The sequence below is a fragment of the Pseudomonas sp. NBRC 111127 genome (genome assembly GCF_001320345.1).
Taxonomy (GTDB): Bacteria; Pseudomonadota; Gammaproteobacteria; order Pseudomonadales; family Pseudomonadaceae; genus Aquipseudomonas; species Aquipseudomonas juntendi.
Map to the genome: position 1 here is coordinate 1 of NZ_BCBD01000128.1, position 15,392 is coordinate 15,392.

Consider the following 15,392-nt stretch of genomic DNA (forward strand, 5'->3'; position numbering starts at 1 on the left):
CCCTCAAAACCTCAAAACCCCAAAAAGCACAAAGGCGACCCGAAGGTCGCCTTTGCTGTCCATAACGATTGAATCGTTACTTCTTCTTACGCACGTACAGAACCAAATTGTGGTCCACCAGCTCGAAACCGTGTTCCTCCACGATTTCACGCTGACGCTTCTCGATGGCAGCGTCCATGAACTCGATGACTTCACTGGTATCCACGTCGACCATATGGTCGTGGTGACCGCCATCGGCCAGTTCGAATACCGCATGACCGCCGTCGAAGTTGTGGCGAACCACCAGACCCGCCGCTTCGAACTGGGTCAGTACGCGGTACACGGTAGCCAGGCCAACGTCCTCGCCAGCCTCCATCAGCGCCTTGTAGACATCCTCGGCGCTCATGTGACGCTGCTCGGCAGAGTCGAGCATCTGAAGGATCTTGACTCGAGGCAGGGTTACCTTGAGACCGGCTTTGCGTAATTCGCTATTTTCAACCATGGTCAGCTTTCTCGCCGATGCTGCTTCGCAGCTTCTCTTAATACGGGTATGATCGGGGTTTACGTTGTCCAGCCAAGATAGTGGAAGTCGCCCACCGATGCAAAACACCAAGCTCTTGCTAAACAGCCTCGCCCTCGCGGGACTGCTCGCACTCGCCGGTTGCTCGTTTCCCGGGGTTTACAAAATCGACATCCAGCAGGGCAATGTCGTCACGCAGGACATGATAGACCAATTGCGCCCGGGAATGACCCGACGGCAAGTGCGGTTTATCATGGGCAACCCGCTGATTCAGGACACTTTCAACACCAACCGTTGGGATTACCTGTACAGCCTGCAGCCTGGTGGCGGCCAACGCCAGCAGGAGCGCATGAGCATTTTCTTCAACGACAGCGACCAACTGGTCAGCCTGTCTGGCGACTTTATGCCAGGCGTTAGCCGCGACCAGGAAATTCTGGGTGGCAGCAGCGATACCACGCTCAGCCCCGGCACCGAGCCAGGCCAAACCGAGCAGCCAGCCGCGCAACCGGCGGAGCAACCTGCCAAGCCTGGTTCGACCGAAGAGGCCATCCAGCGCGAAATCGATACCATCGAGACCACCCCGGTGCCTACGCCAGCACCGCTGGAAACCCGGTAATCGAAAGCAACAAAAAAGCCCGGACTTGTTCCGGGCTTTTTGTTGCTGCCTGCCTGATCAGCCGTTCAGCTGCTTGGCACGCTGGCAGAACGCATCGACCAGGGTATTCGCCGCCTGGTTGAACAGCGGCCCCAACGTGGCACGTACAATGGGCCCGGCATAGTCGAACGACAGGTCCAGGCTGATCTTGCAGGCCTTCTCGCCCAAAGGCTTGAACACCCACACCCCATGCAACTGGGTAAAGGGGCCTTCCTCCAGGTTCATTTCGATGGACTGCCCGGGCACCAGCACGTTGCGCGTCACAAAGTGCTGGCTCATGCCGCCCTTGGCCACTTCGAGCTTGGCACGCATATGCGTTTCGCTGCTGTCGATCACCGTCGCGGCCGAGCACCACGGCAGGAACTGCGGGTAGCTGGCCACATCGTTGACCAGATCGTAGAGCGCCTGGGCGGGGTATGGCAGCAGGGCGGAGCGTTGAATATGGGTAGTCATCCAGGCGTCACTTCCAAGGCTGGGTGGCGGCGCTTCGCAGCGTGCCAAAAACAGATTCTGTCGGCAGGACAGGGCTTGTATTGTCCGGTATTCATTGCGGTGGCTCAAGCACACCGAAATCCCATAGCGAACGACGCACGGTCTTGCCTATAATGCCGGCCCTATGGCTAAACAAAAGAAACATCCGACCGGGACCATCGCGCAGAACAAAAAAGCGCGACACGATTACTTCATCGAACACAAGTTCGAGGCCGGGCTGGTCCTGTCCGGTTGGGAAGTAAAAAGCCTGCGAGCCGGCAAGGCGCACCTCGTGGACAGCTACGTGCTGCTCAAGGACGGTGAGGCCTGGCTGTTCGGCAGCCACATCACCCCGCTGACTACGGCCAGCACCCACGTGATCGCCGACCCGATGCGCACGCGCAAGCTGCTGCTGAACAAGCGCGAGCTCGAGCGCCTGGAAGCGGCGGTGGCGCAAAAGGGTTACACCTGCGTGGCGTTGTCGCTGTACTGGAGCAAGCACCTGATCAAGTGCGAAATTGCACTGGGCAAGGGCAAGAAGGAATTCGACAAGCGCGACACCGTGCGCGAACGCGATTCCAACCGCGAGCTGCAGCGGGCGGTGCGCAACAAGGGCAAGGAAGACTAAAACCTTCTTTGTCAGCAGCGCGGTCAGTGTAGGAGCGGCCTTGTGTCGCGATGGGCTGCGAAGCAGCCCCAGCAATCTCGGCTCATTGCCGAAGCCCAGGGGCCGCTTCGCAGCCCATCGCGGCACAAGGCCGCTCCTACATTAACCGCACATGCATGAAGAGACCGAGTCAACGCCCGCTACGCCGCTCCGCCCGCGCTACCCGCTGCGCCTCCTCATGCGCTTCTTCCAGCACTTCCTGCACATACAGAATGTGCCGGCTGGACACCTCTCGCGCCTCCTCCGCCCTGCCTTCGACAATCGCCAAGTACAGCTCGCGGTGCTGGCTGATCAGCATGTCGCGGGTCTCGGTCCGCTGCTGGTACATGCCACCAATGTTGGTCACCACGTTGCGCTTGAGCAGGTCGAACAGGCCACGAATGGTGTGCAACAGCACCGCGTTATGGCTGGCCTCGGCAATTGCCAGGTGGAAGCGCGCATCGGCCGCGCCCTCCTCGGCCCGGGTCACTTCATCGACCCTGGCGTAGCAGTCCTGCAGCGTGTCGAACGCCGCCTTCAGCCGCGCCCGGTCTGGCTCGGTAGCGCGCTGCGCCGCGTAATACGCACAGGACGCCTCCAGTGTATGGCGAAACTCGAGCAGGTCGCGCTGGGCCTCGGGGCTGTGTTCCAGCAACTGCAACAGCGGGTCACTGAACGTGGACCCCAGCGACTCGGCGACAAAGTTGCCGCCCCCCTGCCGGCTGACCAACAAGCCCTTGGCCACCAGTTTCTGGATCGCCTCACGCAGTGACGGGCGCGACACGCCGAACTGTTCGGCAAGCGCACGCTCGGCGGGCAGCCGCTGCCCCGACGTGAGGGTGCCCTCCAGAATCATCGCTTCTAACCGATCGACGATGTCGTCGGACAGGCGCCGTTGGCGAACCTGATCAAAAACCATCACATGCTCTCCACAAACCCCGGCACACACCCGGGGGGTGCCTATTCTCGCCGATCCAGAGCGCGCGAACACCCATCAGGCCATGATTTTCCCGGCACATCAGCTGCCCGCTCATCGGCACGCGACCAAAGTTTTGCACGGGACAAATTGACACACCCACGACAGCGCTTTTAACCTAGCGACCAGCCATTGTAAATTGGTCTTACCAATTATCCAATGCCAGCGCCTGACCAACAACAATTAGGGGCCACCCCATATGCAAACCTGGCAACAACTCTATAGCCCGCTTGGTAGTCTTGGCCTGTCCGCACTGGCGGCGGTCATTCCCATCGTGTTCTTCTTCCTTGCCCTCGCCGTGTTCCGCCTGAAGGGCCACGTGGCGGGTAGCATTACCCTGGCCTTGTCGGTACTGGTGGCCATATTTGCCTTCCAGATGCCGGTCGACATGGCCCTGGCTGCCGCAGGTTACGGCTTCCTTTACGGCCTTTGGCCAATTGCCTGGATCATCGTTGCCGCGGTGTTCCTGTACAAACTCACGGTCAAGAGCGGCCAGTTCGAAGTGATCCGCAGCTCAGTGCTGTCCATCACCGACGACCAGCGCCTGCAGGTACTGCTGATCGGCTTCTGCTTCGGCGCGTTTCTGGAAGGTGCAGCAGGCTTCGGCGCGCCGGTGGCCATCACCGCCGCACTGCTGGTCGGCCTGGGCTTCAACCCACTGTACGCCGCCGGCCTGTGCCTGATCGCCAACACCGCACCCGTCGCCTTCGGCGCCCTGGGCATCCCGATCATCGTGGCCGGCCAGGTGACCGGTATCGACGCCTTCCACATCGGCGCCATGACCGGCCGCCAGCTGCCGCTGCTGTCGCTGTTCGTGCCGTTCTGGCTGGTGTTCATGATGGACGGCCTGCGCGGCGTGAAAGAAACCTGGCCTGCCGCACTGGTCGCCGGCCTGAGCTTTGCCGTGACCCAGTACTTCACCTCGAACTTCATCGGCCCCGAGCTGCCAGACATCACTTCGGCCCTGGCCAGCCTGATCTGCCTCACCCTGTTCCTGAAAGTGTGGCAACCCAAGCGCGCGTTCGGCGAAGCCAAGGCCAGCGTGGGTGCCGCCGTGGTGCAGCCAAGCGGCAGCCAGCCAAGCCCTTACAGCTTTGGCGAAATTTTCAAGGCCTGGTCGCCGTTCCTGATCCTGACCGTGCTGGTTACCATCTGGACCCTGAAACCATTCAAGGCCGCCTTCGCCCCGGGCGGCGCGATGTACAACTTTGTGTTCAACTTCGCCATCCCGCACCTTGACCAACTGGTGATCAAGACCGCACCGATCGTGGCCGCGCCAACCGCCATGCCCGCAGTGTTCAAGCTGGACCCGATCTCCGCCACCGGCACCGCAATCTTCCTCTCGGCGCTGATCTCGATGGCGGTGCTGAAAATCAACGTCAAAACTGGTCTTACCACTTTCAAAGAGACCTTCTGGGAGCTGCGCTGGCCCATCCTGTCGATTGGCATGGTGCTGGCCTTCGCCTTCGTCACCAACTACTCGGGCATGTCGTCGACCATGGCCCTGGTGCTGGCCGGCACTGGCGCGGCGTTCCCGTTCTTCTCGCCGTTCCTTGGCTGGCTGGGTGTGTTCCTGACCGGGTCGGACACCTCGTCCAACGCCCTGTTCAGCTCGCTGCAGGCCACCACTGCACACCAGATCGGGGTCAACGACACCCTGCTGGTAGCGGCCAACACCAGCGGCGGCGTGACCGGCAAGATGATCTCGCCGCAATCGATCGCCGTGGCCTGCGCCGCCACCGGCCTGGTCGGCAAGGAATCCGACCTGTTCCGCTTCACCGTCAAGCACAGCCTGTTCTTTGCCACCATCGTCGGCCTGATCACCCTGATCCAGGCTTACTGGCTGACCGGCATGCTGGTTCATCACTAAAGTGAAAGGGGCCGGGCGCCATCGGGCGCCTGGCATACCCCCAAGCAACGCTGCGAGAATCCATGATCATTTCTGCCTCTACCGACTATCGCGCCGCGGCCCAACGCAAGCTGCCTCCTTTCCTGTTCCACTATGCCGACGGCGGTGCCTACGCCGAGCACACGCTGCGCCACAACGTCGCCGACCTGGCAAGCATTGCCTTGCGCCAGCGCGTGTTGAAGAACATGTCCGAGCTCAGCCTGCAGACCACACTGTTCGGCGAAACCCTGAGCATGCCCGTGGCCCTGGCCCCGGTCGGCCTCACCGGCATGTACGCCCGCCGTGGCGAAGTACAGGCGGCGCGGGCGGCGGCGGCCCATGGCATACCGTTCACCATGTCTACGGTGTCGGTGTGCCCGATCGAAGAAGTGGCGCCAGCCATCGACCGCCCCATGTGGTTCCAGCTGTACGTGCTCAAGGACCGCGGCTTCATGCGCAACGCCCTGGAGCGGGCCAAGGCGGCCGGGGTCAAGACCCTGGTATTCACCGTGGACATGCCCGTGCCCGGCGCCCGCTACCGCGACGCCCACTCTGGCATGAGCGGCAAGCACGGGCCGCTGCGCCGCGTGCTGCAAGCCATGACCCACCCCGAGTGGGCCTGGGACGTGGGCGTGATGGGCCGCCCGCACGATTTGGGCAACATCTCCAAGTACCGGGGCAACCCGACCGGCCTGGCCGACTACATCGGCTGGCTGGGCAACAACTTCGACCCGTCCATTTCCTGGAAGGACCTGGAGTGGATCCGCGAGTTCTGGGATGGCCCGATGATCATCAAAGGCATCCTGGATGCCGATGACGCCCGCGATGCGGTCAAATTCGGTGCCGACGGCATCGTCGTGTCCAACCACGGTGGCCGCCAGCTCGATGGCGTGCTGTCCAGCGCCCGCGCCCTGCCGGCCATTGCCGATGCGGTGAAAGGTGACTTGAAGATTCTCGCCGACTCCGGCATTCGCAGCGGCCTGGATGTGGTACGCATGATCGCCCTGGGTGCCGACACCGTGCTGATTGGCCGCGCCTTCCTCTATGCGCTGGCCGTGCATGGCCAGGCCGGGGTGAAAAACCTGCTGGAGCTGTTCGAGAAGGAAATGCGCGTAGCCATGGTGCTGACCGGCGCCAAGACCATCAGCGAAATCACCCGCGACTCGCTGGTACGCGAACTGGGCGCCTGAGCGCCTGCACCAACGACCGCCTGATAGACCCGGGGCATGTGGCACGCAGAGGCCACAGCCCCGCGAGGAGACTGCATGAGCCTGCCCGCCGCGTTTCTGCGTGATGCCGAGCGCCTGATCCCCGCCGCACGCCGCTTCGGCGACCCCACCTCGACCCTGGCCTTCGGCACCGACGCCAGCTTCTACCGGCTGATCCCCAAACTGGTGGTGCGTGTCGAGTCCGAAGACGAAGTGGTCGGCCTGATCAAGCTGGCCCAACGCGACCGGGTGCCGGTCACCTTCCGCGCCGCCGGCACCAGCCTGTCTGGCCAGGCCATCAGCGACTCGGTGCTGATCGTGCTGGGCGATAACTGGAACGGCCGCGAGATCCGTGGCCAAGGCGAACAGATCCGCCTGCAGCCCGGGGTGATCGGCGCCCAGGCCAACGCCTGGCTGGCCCCGTTCGGGCGCAAGATCGGCCCCGACCCGGCCTCGATCAACGCCTGCAAGATCGGCGGTATCGTCGCCAACAACGCCAGCGGCATGTGCTGCGGCACTGCCCAGAACACCTACCACACCCTGGCCGGCCTGCGCCTGGTGCTGGCAGACGGCACCCGCCTGGACAGCGAAGACCCGGCCAGCGTGGCGGCCTTTGAAGCCAGCCATGCCGAGCTGCTGCAAGCGCTGGCCCGCCTGGGCCGCGAAACCCGCGCCAACACGGCATTGGCCGAGCGCATCCGGCACAAGTACCGGCTGAAGAACACCACCGGCCTGTCGCTGAACGCGCTGGTGGACTACGACCAGCCGCTGGACATTCTGCAGCACTTGCTGGTCGGCTCCGAAGGCACCCTGGGCTTTATCAGCGCTGTTACCTACAACACCGTGCCCGACCACCCGCACAAGGCCAGCGCCCTGCTGGTGTTCCCCAGCGTGGAAAGCTGCTGCCGCGCGGTGCCGGTACTCAAGCGCCAGCCGGTGTCGGCCGTGGAACTGCTCGACCGCCGCAGCCTGCGCTCGGTGCAGGACATGGCCGGCATGCCGCTGTGGGTAAAAGGCCTGTCGGCCAACGCCTGCGCCCTGCTGATCGAGTCACGCGCGGCCAGCCAGAGCCTGCTGCACGAGCAACTGCAGCAGGTAATGGCCTCGATCGCCGACTTCCCGCTGGAGCAGCGCGTGGACTTCAGCGAAGACCCGGCGGTGTACAACCAGCTGTGGAAAATCCGCAAAGACACCTTCCCCGCCGTCGGCGCCGTGCGCCAGACCGGCACCACCGTCATCATCGAAGACGTGACCTTCCCGGTCGAGCAACTGGCCGAGGGCGTGAACCGCCTGATCCAGCTGTTCGACAAGCACCGCTATGACGAAGCGATCATTTTCGGCCACGCCCTGGAAGGCAACCTGCACTTCGTTTTCACCCAAGGGTTCAACAGCGCCGAAGAGGTTGCCCGTTACCAGGCATTCATGGACGACGTGGCGCAACTGGTGGCCGTGGAGTTCGGCGGTTCGCTGAAGGCCGAGCACGGCACCGGGCGCAACATGGCACCGTTCGTGGCGCTGGAGTGGGGCCACGACGCCTACCAACTGATGTGGCAGCTCAAGCGCCTGCTCGACCCCAACGGCATCCTCAACCCCGATGTGGTGCTGAGTGACGACCCGGCCATTCACCTGAAAAACCTCAAGCCACTGCCCGCCGCCGACGAAATCGTCGACAAGTGCATCGAGTGCGGCTTCTGCGAACCCGTGTGCCCGTCCAAGGGACTGACCCTCAGCCCACGCCAGCGCATCGTGATGTGGCGGGACATCCAGGCCAAGCAACGCGCCGGCATCGACACCCGCGAGCTGATGCGCACCTACCAGTACCAAGGCATCGACACCTGCGCTGCCACCGGCCTGTGCGCCCAGCGCTGCCCGGTGGGCATCAATACCGGCGAGCTGGTGAAAAAACTGCGCAGCCAGGCTGCCGACCACGGCAACACCGCCAACTGGCTGGCCGAGCACTTCCCCACCGCACTGGGCGGCGCCCGCCTGACCCTGACCGCAGCCAACAGCGCGCGCAAGCTGCTCGGCGCCCCACGCCTGGGCCGCCTGAGCGTCACCCTGCGCAAAGCCAGCAACGGCCGCCTGCCGCAGTGGACGCCCGCCATGCCCCAACCGCTGCGCCCGGTCGCCTTCGGCCAGGCCAGCAACGACGCCCGCCCACGGGTGGTGTACCTGGCGGCTTGCGTGTCCAGGGTAATGGGCCCGGCCTATGCCGACCGCGAGCAAAGCCCGCTGCTGGACAAGACCCGCGCCCTGCTGGAAAAGGCCGGCTACCAGGTCGTGTTCCCCGACAACGCCGACAGCCTGTGCTGCGGCCAGCCGTTCGCGTCCAAGGGTTACCCCGAGCAGGCCGAACACAAGCGCCAAGAGCTGATCAACGCCCTGCTGCACGCCAGCCGCGGCGGCCTTGACCCGATCTACTGCGACACCAGCCCCTGCACCCTGCGCCTGGTACAAGACCTGGGCGACACCCGGCTGGACCTGTACGACCCCGTGCGCTTCATTCGCACCCACCTGCTCGAACGCCTGGAGTTCACCCCCCAGGATGAGCCAGTGGCCGTGCACGTGACCTGCAGCACCCAGCACCTGGGCGAAAGCCAGGCCCTGATCGACCTGGCCCGGCGCTGCAGCAAGCAGGTAGTCATCCCGGAAGGCATTCATTGTTGCGGGTTCGCTGGCGACAAGGGCTTCACCACCCCCGAGCTCAACGCCCACTCGCTGCGCAGCCTGAAGGATGCCGTGCAGTACTGCAGCGAAGGCATTTCCACCAGCCGCACCTGCGAAATCGGCTTGAGCAGCCACAGCGGCATCGACTACCACGGCCTGGTCTACCTGGTGGACCGCGTCACTCGCCCCCGCAGCCTCTGAAGCCTGCGCGATCCATTTTGGGAGATAACGCAGCCCAACGGGCTGCGCTGTCGCGAAGAGAACTCAATCCGTAAGCGCGACGCGCCCTGTGTGGGAGCGGGCGTGCCCGCGAAGAATCCAGCGCGGTGCCTGGCACCGGCTACGCCGGTGTTCGCGGGCAAGCCCCCCTCTCGCAAACAACCCCCCCCCCGCGGCACGAACAAGATTGAACCCTTGCAAAACTACCAAGGTCCATCCTTTAGGCCCACCTTCCCGAGGCCCCAGAGGAGACTCCCATGAAAGGTACCGCGCTTTCGGCCCTGTTCGCGGCCGCTACCCTGCTGGCTTCGCCGGTGTTCGCTGCTGACGACCTGTGCGCCATCAACCTGCAAAAAATCGACGACAGCATGGCCACCGCCGGCGCCACCTCCGAGGGCCTGGACAAAGCCGTGACCGAGCACGTCGACAAAGCCAAGGCTGCCCAGGCCTCGGGCGACACCAAGGAATGCATCGCCATCACCAGCAAAGTGCTGGAGCGCCTGGAAAAAACCGAGAAAGGCAGCGGTTCGGGCAGCGGCGGCGCCTAAGCCCTGGGCGGGCGACAGGACCAGCTGTCGACGTCGCCCGCACAATGGCGTATACTCCGGCTCACGTGCCGTAAGGTGCGTTAGCCAAGAGCTAGTGTAGGGGCCGATTAGGATTCGACGCCGGTAGCGAAACTCTAGGTGCATGCCGAGTTGGTAACAGAACTCGTAAATCCACTGTTGCAACTTCTATAGTTGCCAATGACGAAACCTTCGGCGCGGAGTACAAGCTGGCTGCGTAAGCAGTCCTCTTGACCCGTTGCTTCTGGTAGCTTCGGCTCCAGCAATCACTAGGGGATGCCTGTAAACCCGAACTGATTGTCATATAGAACAGGATCGTCGCGTAGCACGTTGTGGGCGAAGTGACTAAAACTTACACAACTCATCCAAAGCACCCTGCCCGTCGGGCGGCTGCGGATTAAATCAGTAGACACGGCTAAGCATGTAGTACCGACAGCGGAGTACTGGCGGACGGGGGTTCAAATCCCCCCGGCTCCACCAAATAATCCTTACAAATCAGGCACTTAGCGAATCCCGCAAGTGCCTTTTTTGTGTCTGAATGGGCTGTTTTGGCTCAGGAATGCCAGCTTAATGACAGCTTTTGTAGTGCCATGTAGTGGCCACTAAGACATCAGCGGCAGGCGCCAGCGGCCGCCTCCAGCTCCTTCTCGTAACCGATCCGCTGCCGGCGCTCGGCCAGCAGCGCCCTCACCTTCACTTCCAGGCTGTCGGTCTTTCGCAGGCCGGCAGCTGCCCAAGGCGGAACAGCTACCTCCGGCGCCCGGCACGGCACCTGCACTGGCACCTCGACGCGCACGTACTGGACCTCTGGCGCGACCTTCCCTGCGCAGCCGGCAATCAGAGCGATGCCTGCGAGCACCCCCACCCCGCGCAGGATTCGACCTGCAGCACCTGCAGCACCTGCACCGCCTGCGCTTTTGTGCAAGACCTGCACTTGTTCGCTGCTCCTGCAGGGCCCACCGTGGTGGCCACCCTCAAGCCTAGAAGCCATGCGGGTTTCAGTGGTAATTTCGCCTGCTTGGTGGCCGGGCAGGCCCACCCCTAAATCTGTCATAGCCCTAGCTCCAGATCGATAATTGAGGTGGCGGCCGCGCATTGGTCGCCGCCGGTTCGCTCCTGCTGCAGGCGGTTTGCCGCCGCATAGTCGACCTTTGCGCCGGCCCCGGCTTCGGCCACCGCCTGCGCGACCCTGGCTTGGCGCTCACTTGCGGCCAGAGTCAGGTCTCCCAGCGCCTTGCCCTGCTCGCCTGCCAGGGCCACCAGGTTGTCGCGGGCCTCTTTGCACTGGCCGGCCTGCTGGTTGAGGGCGGCCAGCTCGACCCGCGCATCCTTTATCTGCGCGTGCTGCCACCAGATCACCCCTGCTGCAGCCAAGGAAATCCAAACCCAGATCGGGATCGCCTTCAGCAGCGAAAGCGACCCGTTCACGCTGGCACCGCTTTCAAGGCCGCCGCGTGGTTGCGCTTGAACTTGGCGCTCAGCTCCTCAGGCTGGCGGGCGTAGGCACCCGGGCGCCAGGTACGCAGATACAGCGCCCAGGCGCCGGCCTCGTCATCTGCGGCAGGCAGCGGTTTGGGGTCGGTCCAGATCAGCAGTCGGGCCAGAGCTGCGGCCAGTACAGGGTCGCGGCCGATGGCCTGATAGATGGCCTCCGCTTCGAACGCCAAGCCGCGGGCCCGGCACACGTCCTGGGCCAAGCGCTTGGAGGCAGGGTGAGTCATGACGCCCTTCACCCCACCACCCTTTTCGAACTGGTAGTCCCCGCGGGCCGGGCCCTTGACTTGCTGTTCCAGGCGGAGCGGGTTTTCTTGCAAGCTGATGGCATGCAGCAGGACGCGCGCCGGACGGGTACCCATTTGCGGAGGTAGCAGGGCCAGGCCCTCGCGGATGTCGCTATCAAGTGGCATTGGGTTTTCTCCAGGCGAAAAAAAGCCCGCGCTGGGCGGGCTTTATTTGATCAAGCCGCTGCTGCGGCCTCGATGAGCATTTTTTCGAGAGACGCCAGCTCTGTTCCGGCGAGAGCCGAACCGAAGGCTGTGAATGCGTTGCTCACCATAGGGCGGGTGGCATCCGATGACTGGCCTGCAACCCGCAGCGCACCCATGTTCAGCTCAGACTTCAGGCCGATAGTTTTCACGAGGTCGTTCGTGTAGCTCCACATCTCGACACCGTCATAGCGGATGCTGATGCGCCCAAGGTTTCGATCGAAGATGAGCACCACAGCCGTCAGCTTGGTAGCGCTCAGCTTCTTCGCCCACGCGCCAGACGTGGCCTCTGAGAGAGCTAGGGTGCCGAAGTTGGCGACAATTGCACCCGATCCGGCGAGGTTGGAATAGACCCCCCACGGTGCCGATGCATCGGAAGCAGCGCCAGAAGTGAGGCTGCCGAATGCAAGTTGGTCAGCGCACACACAGCCGATGGTGAAGGAACCGGAGTTTACAAACGGGTTCATGCCCAGCGCCTGGGCGATAGCTGTGACCTTGTATCCCGTCTTGCCGTTGACCATGGTGACGAAGTTAGCCAGCGCGTTGGACGAGCCGTAACTCGGGATGGCGAACTGCTCGACGCGATCAAGAACGACCCCGCTTTTGGCTCCATATGGCGCCAGGCATGGCCAGAACTTGATGCTCGGGATGTTCACCACCTCATCCTCAGCCTGGGAATAGTCGATCTTCGGTGCACCTGGTACCGATGCTGAACCTGGGGTGCGGAGGGCGTAGAGAGGCATTATTGAAGCTCCATTGAGAAGGCACACAGCCAGTTGAACAACGGCTTGTTGTCATATCGGGAGAAGTCGCGCATATCGGAATCGCGCACGCAGCCGCGCCGGCCTGCGCCAGATTGAGGTGAGTTGAGGCTTGGTTGCAGCGCGTAGGTCAGGGTGGTTCCTGCTGCGATTTCTGCGGTTGCCGTAATAACGATGGACGCACCGTCAGCCCCCGCCACTACAGAGGTAATAGAGCCGGCGGATAGCTCGAAGCCGGCATTACCAGGGTCAACGATACTCACCGCATCCACTACCACCCTGCCGATCGGGCCTGGCGTGGCTGCATTGCCGTTGGGCAGGTTATTCAGCTTTAGCGTCAGGGTGGAACCTGAGCGAACTACCGAAACAACTTTGAGGGGCTGCCACTTGCCGCTGACCTGTGTGAGGCGTTCGGCCCGCGCCTCAAGTTCGCCCATCTTGATGTAGCCGTCGGCAGTCATGTGGTACTGGTCGAAGTAGCCATAAGCGTACTTGGGCCCAACCATGACAATGCTTGGGTTTTCGTTGTGGGCCTGCATCTGTGCCAGCGGGATGGCAGGTATCGTGCCGCTTTCACCGGTCAGCATTTGCGAAATGAAAGCAACTGGCGCAATGGCCTGCCCAGTTATTGCCACCACGTCGGCCCGGTAGTCACTGATCCATTCAGCCAGGATTGCCACGTACTGGGCCTGAGTTGTGTCCTTCTGGCTTTCGCCATGAACAATCGACAGACTTGGCACCTGGTAATCCCAGCCGTTGGCTTCTGCGATGTTCTTTGCCGCAGTCACGTGGGCAAGCGCGTTGCTGTAGGTGGTAGTGCCCTTTTTCAGGCTTGCATACGGCACGCCACCAACCGCGGAAATGCTGTAGAGCAGACGCGGGCTTATCGAACTGGTTCTCTCATGCCAGCGCCGAAGTGCGAGCATGTAGGATGTAGCGGGCGTCTCAGCCACCACGCCTGATACGAACTCACGCACGGGGTCGAGGGCGGTCGCCCCAACCCATGAGGTTGGGCGCGGGCCTCCAGGCAAGGTAAACAGGTTCTCGGTGTAACCAGGAGGGGTATAGGGCGAGAACAGGTTCCCCCGCTTCCCATCAATGGTGAACTCGCCACTGGCATCCAGCACTAGGCCGCGCGACCCCAGGGCCAGGCTTTGGCCAGTGACCAGCTTGTGCAGCAGCACATTCCCATCGCGGAAGATCCGCCCGTCTTTGGTGATCGAGTGGGGCTGAGCGGTACCAGCGACGAACTTGAGTGCTCTGACCATATCGAAGGCCACTGCCTGGGCAGCCAACCATGTCCCTGCCTGGGTCAACTGGGTGGCGCCAAGCGGGTCATAGGCCCAGACCTGCCCATCAGCAATAGCCGCCTGACGCTTGCCTGATGGCTTGTCGTTCTGCTCCTGAATCAGCTTCGAATCGTAGCTAACTGCCGGGGTAGGCGGACTGGCATCGCCAGATTGCATCATCACCGACTCACCGGAAAGGAACAGAGTCGCTTGCTGGTAAGCCTCGGTCAGCGGGCGCTTGCGGGCTTCTACCGGCTGGAGAACCGAATCGCCCATGGTCAGGAACGGGCCCTGGCGAAGGTCTGGGCCAAGCGGGCGTTTCTTTTGCACGGGTAGCGATACCAGCATGTTGCCGATGCTCCAGATCAGGGGTGCTTGACCGGTCACAGGCCCAAGGGGCCGCTTGCGCGGCGTGATGTCTGTGCTCAGTGCTGGCTGAGGAGACGGCTTACGCCAGGAAGAGGTGTCAGCGCTCCATTGGTAGAAGCCGTTCTTCGTCAGGTCGGCGTCCGACTGAACCCAGGCCAGCTGGCCGTCATAGATCGGCACATAGGCGAGCATTTCGGCATAAGTGCCGAACCCTTTGTTGCCAATGTCGCTTCCCAGGTCGGCGGCGGTCTGCTCCATCTCAGCGATAGCGGCCTGCGCTGTCGAATTAACGGCCTCTTTAGCGGCAGCAACAGTGGGGTCGATTTGCAGCTTTGCGTTGATGACGAGGTTGTGAAGGGCCTGGGGCGTCCATCTTGGCTGCCCGAATCGGTCGTAAACGATCTCCTCACTGCCGGTCATGTACCGATCGAAGATCGACGCGTTGTTGATCAGGTCACGTGGATCGCTCGAGCCCAGTGGGTTTGTGGGGTCAAAAGCCATATTTTCTCCTGGCACAAAAAAACCCGCACTGGGCGGGTATGCTCGATTGGGTCCTGCTCGGCCGGTAGTCAGCGGCTGCAGCAAGGAGCTATTTGGGCTTGGGCAGCTCTTGGTTGACTGTCAGGTCGATAAGCGGGGCGCCGGCAATCAGGTCCGGATAATTCCCCCAACCGCCTTTCATGATGGGGCGCTCCCACAGCTCAAGGCTGGCCGAGAAGGACCAGCTGCTCTGGCCCATCAAGGTGGGCCCTTCGTAGACGTCCACAAACCGGGCCTTGTAAACGCCAATGCCGCCTGGGACCTTCAACGGACATTCGAACCATTGGCTGCCAGACACTAGTTGCTCATCAAACCAGGCCTCGAATGCCAGCGCCTGCGCATCGCTGAATATCCAGCGCACCGCGGCGACTGTTGGAACGCTCTTGTAAAGCCGTCGCTGTACTGATCGCCCGCTGACCTTGTTGGATCTGCGAATCGGGCTGACGGGGGTGAAGCCGTAGCCCTCGCGCAGCGGCATGGGCAACGATTTTGGGTAGACCACCATGATCGGTCCTTATGTCGGTGCGAAGCCGTCGTCGTCGGCGTAATAGTCATCTCGATACTCGAGGGCCGTGAAGTCGCAACTGCCGTCGCTGCCGGGGTTGATCTCGCTCATCATTGCGCTGTAGCCGACCTGGGTAGACGCTGCGAAC

Annotated in this window: 15 protein-coding genes and 1 other RNA gene; 7 read left to right on the plus strand and 9 right to left on the minus strand. The window is 62.6% G+C overall.

The annotated features are described in order from the left end of the window. Window positions 1–76 precede the first annotated feature (76 nt). Window positions 77–481 carry a ferric iron uptake transcriptional regulator gene (gene fur / locus APH30_RS20140; protein WP_009685331.1) on the minus strand — a complete coding sequence of 135 codons (405 nt, stop codon included), beginning with the start codon at window positions 479–481 and terminating at the stop codon, window positions 77–79. A gap of 97 nt (window positions 482–578) precedes the next feature. Here fur and APH30_RS20145 point away from each other — a divergent pair, with 97 nt between their 5' ends. After that, window positions 579–1,115 carry an outer membrane protein assembly factor BamE gene (locus APH30_RS20145; RefSeq protein ID WP_054913561.1) on the plus strand — a complete coding sequence of 179 codons (537 nt, stop codon included), beginning with the start codon at window positions 579–581 and terminating at the stop codon, window positions 1,113–1,115. Between the two features lie 57 nt (window positions 1,116–1,172). Here the strand turns inward: APH30_RS20145 and APH30_RS20150 are convergent, their stop codons facing one another. Then, window positions 1,173–1,607 carry a type II toxin-antitoxin system RatA family toxin gene (locus APH30_RS20150; protein WP_009685329.1) on the minus strand — a complete coding sequence of 145 codons (435 nt, stop codon included), beginning with the start codon at window positions 1,605–1,607 and terminating at the stop codon, window positions 1,173–1,175. A 163-nt stretch (window positions 1,608–1,770) separates the two neighbouring features. Here APH30_RS20150 and smpB point away from each other — a divergent pair, with 163 nt between their 5' ends. Next, window positions 1,771–2,253, plus strand: coding sequence for an SsrA-binding protein SmpB (gene smpB / locus APH30_RS20155; protein WP_029887491.1), 483 nt, complete (start codon window positions 1,771–1,773; stop codon window positions 2,251–2,253). Window positions 2,254–2,422: 169 nt separating this feature from the next. On the opposite strand, the gene APH30_RS20160 is transcribed toward smpB, so the two are convergent. Then, window positions 2,423–3,190: a GntR family transcriptional regulator gene (locus APH30_RS20160; protein WP_054881451.1), complete on the minus strand. Its 768-nt coding sequence runs from the start codon at window positions 3,188–3,190 to the stop codon at window positions 2,423–2,425. A gap of 256 nt (window positions 3,191–3,446) precedes the next feature. Between APH30_RS20160 and APH30_RS20165 the strand changes: the two genes are divergently transcribed. The 5 genes from APH30_RS20165 to ssrA all read left to right on the plus strand — a co-directional run bounded on the left by APH30_RS20165 (window position 3,447) and on the right by ssrA (window position 10,275). Beyond that, window positions 3,447–5,117, plus strand: a complete 1,671-nt coding sequence (locus tag APH30_RS20165) for a lactate permease LctP family transporter (RefSeq protein WP_029887488.1) — start codon at window positions 3,447–3,449, stop codon at window positions 5,115–5,117. 62 nt (window positions 5,118–5,179) lie between these two features. Next, window positions 5,180–6,325: an FMN-dependent L-lactate dehydrogenase LldD gene (gene lldD, locus APH30_RS20170; protein ID WP_009685323.1), complete on the plus strand. Its 1,146-nt coding sequence runs from the start codon at window positions 5,180–5,182 to the stop codon at window positions 6,323–6,325. A gap of 75 nt (window positions 6,326–6,400) precedes the next feature. Beyond that, on the plus strand, window positions 6,401–9,211 hold the full coding sequence (locus APH30_RS20175; RefSeq protein ID WP_054913562.1) for an FAD-binding and (Fe-S)-binding domain-containing protein: 2,811 nt from the start codon (window positions 6,401–6,403) through the stop codon (window positions 9,209–9,211). A gap of 275 nt (window positions 9,212–9,486) precedes the next feature. Beyond that, window positions 9,487–9,777, plus strand: a complete 291-nt coding sequence (locus APH30_RS20180; protein ID WP_009685320.1) for a hypothetical protein — start codon at window positions 9,487–9,489, stop codon at window positions 9,775–9,777. Window positions 9,778–9,876: 99 nt separating this feature from the next. Further along, window positions 9,877–10,275, plus strand: a transfer-messenger RNA (tmRNA) gene (ssrA, locus tag APH30_RS28220). A 130-nt stretch (window positions 10,276–10,405) separates the two neighbouring features. On the opposite strand, the gene APH30_RS20185 is transcribed toward ssrA, so the two are convergent. The 6 genes from APH30_RS20185 to APH30_RS20210 all read right to left on the minus strand — a co-directional run bounded on the left by APH30_RS20185 (window position 10,406) and on the right by APH30_RS20210 (window position 15,244). Then, complete coding sequence (locus APH30_RS20185; RefSeq protein WP_371262896.1) at window positions 10,406–10,720, minus strand: hypothetical protein; 315 nt, start codon at window positions 10,718–10,720, stop codon at window positions 10,406–10,408. A 125-nt stretch (window positions 10,721–10,845) separates the two neighbouring features. Continuing rightward, window positions 10,846–11,223, minus strand: a complete 378-nt coding sequence (locus APH30_RS20190) for a hypothetical protein (RefSeq protein WP_371262897.1) — start codon at window positions 11,221–11,223, stop codon at window positions 10,846–10,848. Further along, entirely contained in the window at window positions 11,220–11,702 is a 483-nt protein-coding gene (locus APH30_RS20195; RefSeq protein ID WP_054913563.1) for a hypothetical protein, read from the minus strand. Before APH30_RS20195 ends, APH30_RS20190 begins: the two co-directional genes overlap by 4 nt. A gap of 50 nt (window positions 11,703–11,752) precedes the next feature. Continuing rightward, a complete protein-coding gene (locus tag APH30_RS20200; RefSeq protein WP_054913564.1) occupies window positions 11,753–12,523 on the minus strand; it encodes a hypothetical protein in 771 nt (256 codons plus the stop codon). Further along, the gene (locus APH30_RS20205) at window positions 12,523–14,700 is read right to left on the minus strand and encodes a hypothetical protein (protein ID WP_054913565.1); all 2,178 of its coding nucleotides are present in this window, start codon (window positions 14,698–14,700) and stop codon (window positions 12,523–12,525) included. The genes APH30_RS20200 and APH30_RS20205 overlap by 1 nt, the downstream gene beginning before the upstream one ends. An 88-nt stretch (window positions 14,701–14,788) precedes the next feature. Beyond that, complete coding sequence (locus APH30_RS20210; protein WP_054881559.1) at window positions 14,789–15,244, minus strand: hypothetical protein; 456 nt, start codon at window positions 15,242–15,244, stop codon at window positions 14,789–14,791. Window positions 15,245–15,392: the final 148 nt, after the last annotated feature.

What these genes read in the sequence shown, in the direction of transcription:
- fur (WP_009685331.1), bottom strand. Translation starts at nt 481, where the DNA reads ATGGTTGAAAATAGCGAATTACGCAAAGCCGGTCTCAAGGTAACCCTG.
- APH30_RS20145 (WP_054913561.1), top strand. Translation starts at nt 579, where the DNA reads ATGCAAAACACCAAGCTCTTGCTAAACAGCCTCGCCCTCGCGGGACTG.
- APH30_RS20150 (WP_009685329.1), bottom strand. Translation starts at nt 1,607, where the DNA reads ATGACTACCCATATTCAACGCTCCGCCCTGCTGCCATACCCCGCCCAG.
- smpB (WP_029887491.1), top strand. Translation starts at nt 1,771, where the DNA reads ATGGCTAAACAAAAGAAACATCCGACCGGGACCATCGCGCAGAACAAA.
- APH30_RS20160 (WP_054881451.1), bottom strand. Translation starts at nt 3,190, where the DNA reads ATGGTTTTTGATCAGGTTCGCCAACGGCGCCTGTCCGACGACATCGTC.
- APH30_RS20165 (WP_029887488.1), top strand. Translation starts at nt 3,447, where the DNA reads ATGCAAACCTGGCAACAACTCTATAGCCCGCTTGGTAGTCTTGGCCTG.
- lldD (WP_009685323.1), top strand. Translation starts at nt 5,180, where the DNA reads ATGATCATTTCTGCCTCTACCGACTATCGCGCCGCGGCCCAACGCAAG.
- APH30_RS20175 (WP_054913562.1), top strand. Translation starts at nt 6,401, where the DNA reads ATGAGCCTGCCCGCCGCGTTTCTGCGTGATGCCGAGCGCCTGATCCCC.
- APH30_RS20180 (WP_009685320.1), top strand. Translation starts at nt 9,487, where the DNA reads ATGAAAGGTACCGCGCTTTCGGCCCTGTTCGCGGCCGCTACCCTGCTG.
- APH30_RS20195 (WP_054913563.1), bottom strand. Translation starts at nt 11,702, where the DNA reads ATGCCACTTGATAGCGACATCCGCGAGGGCCTGGCCCTGCTACCTCCG.
- APH30_RS20200 (WP_054913564.1), bottom strand. Translation starts at nt 12,523, where the DNA reads ATGCCTCTCTACGCCCTCCGCACCCCAGGTTCAGCATCGGTACCAGGT.
- APH30_RS20205 (WP_054913565.1), bottom strand. Translation starts at nt 14,700, where the DNA reads ATGGCTTTTGACCCCACAAACCCACTGGGCTCGAGCGATCCACGTGAC.
- APH30_RS20210 (WP_054881559.1), bottom strand. Translation starts at nt 15,244, where the DNA reads ATGGTGGTCTACCCAAAATCGTTGCCCATGCCGCTGCGCGAGGGCTAC.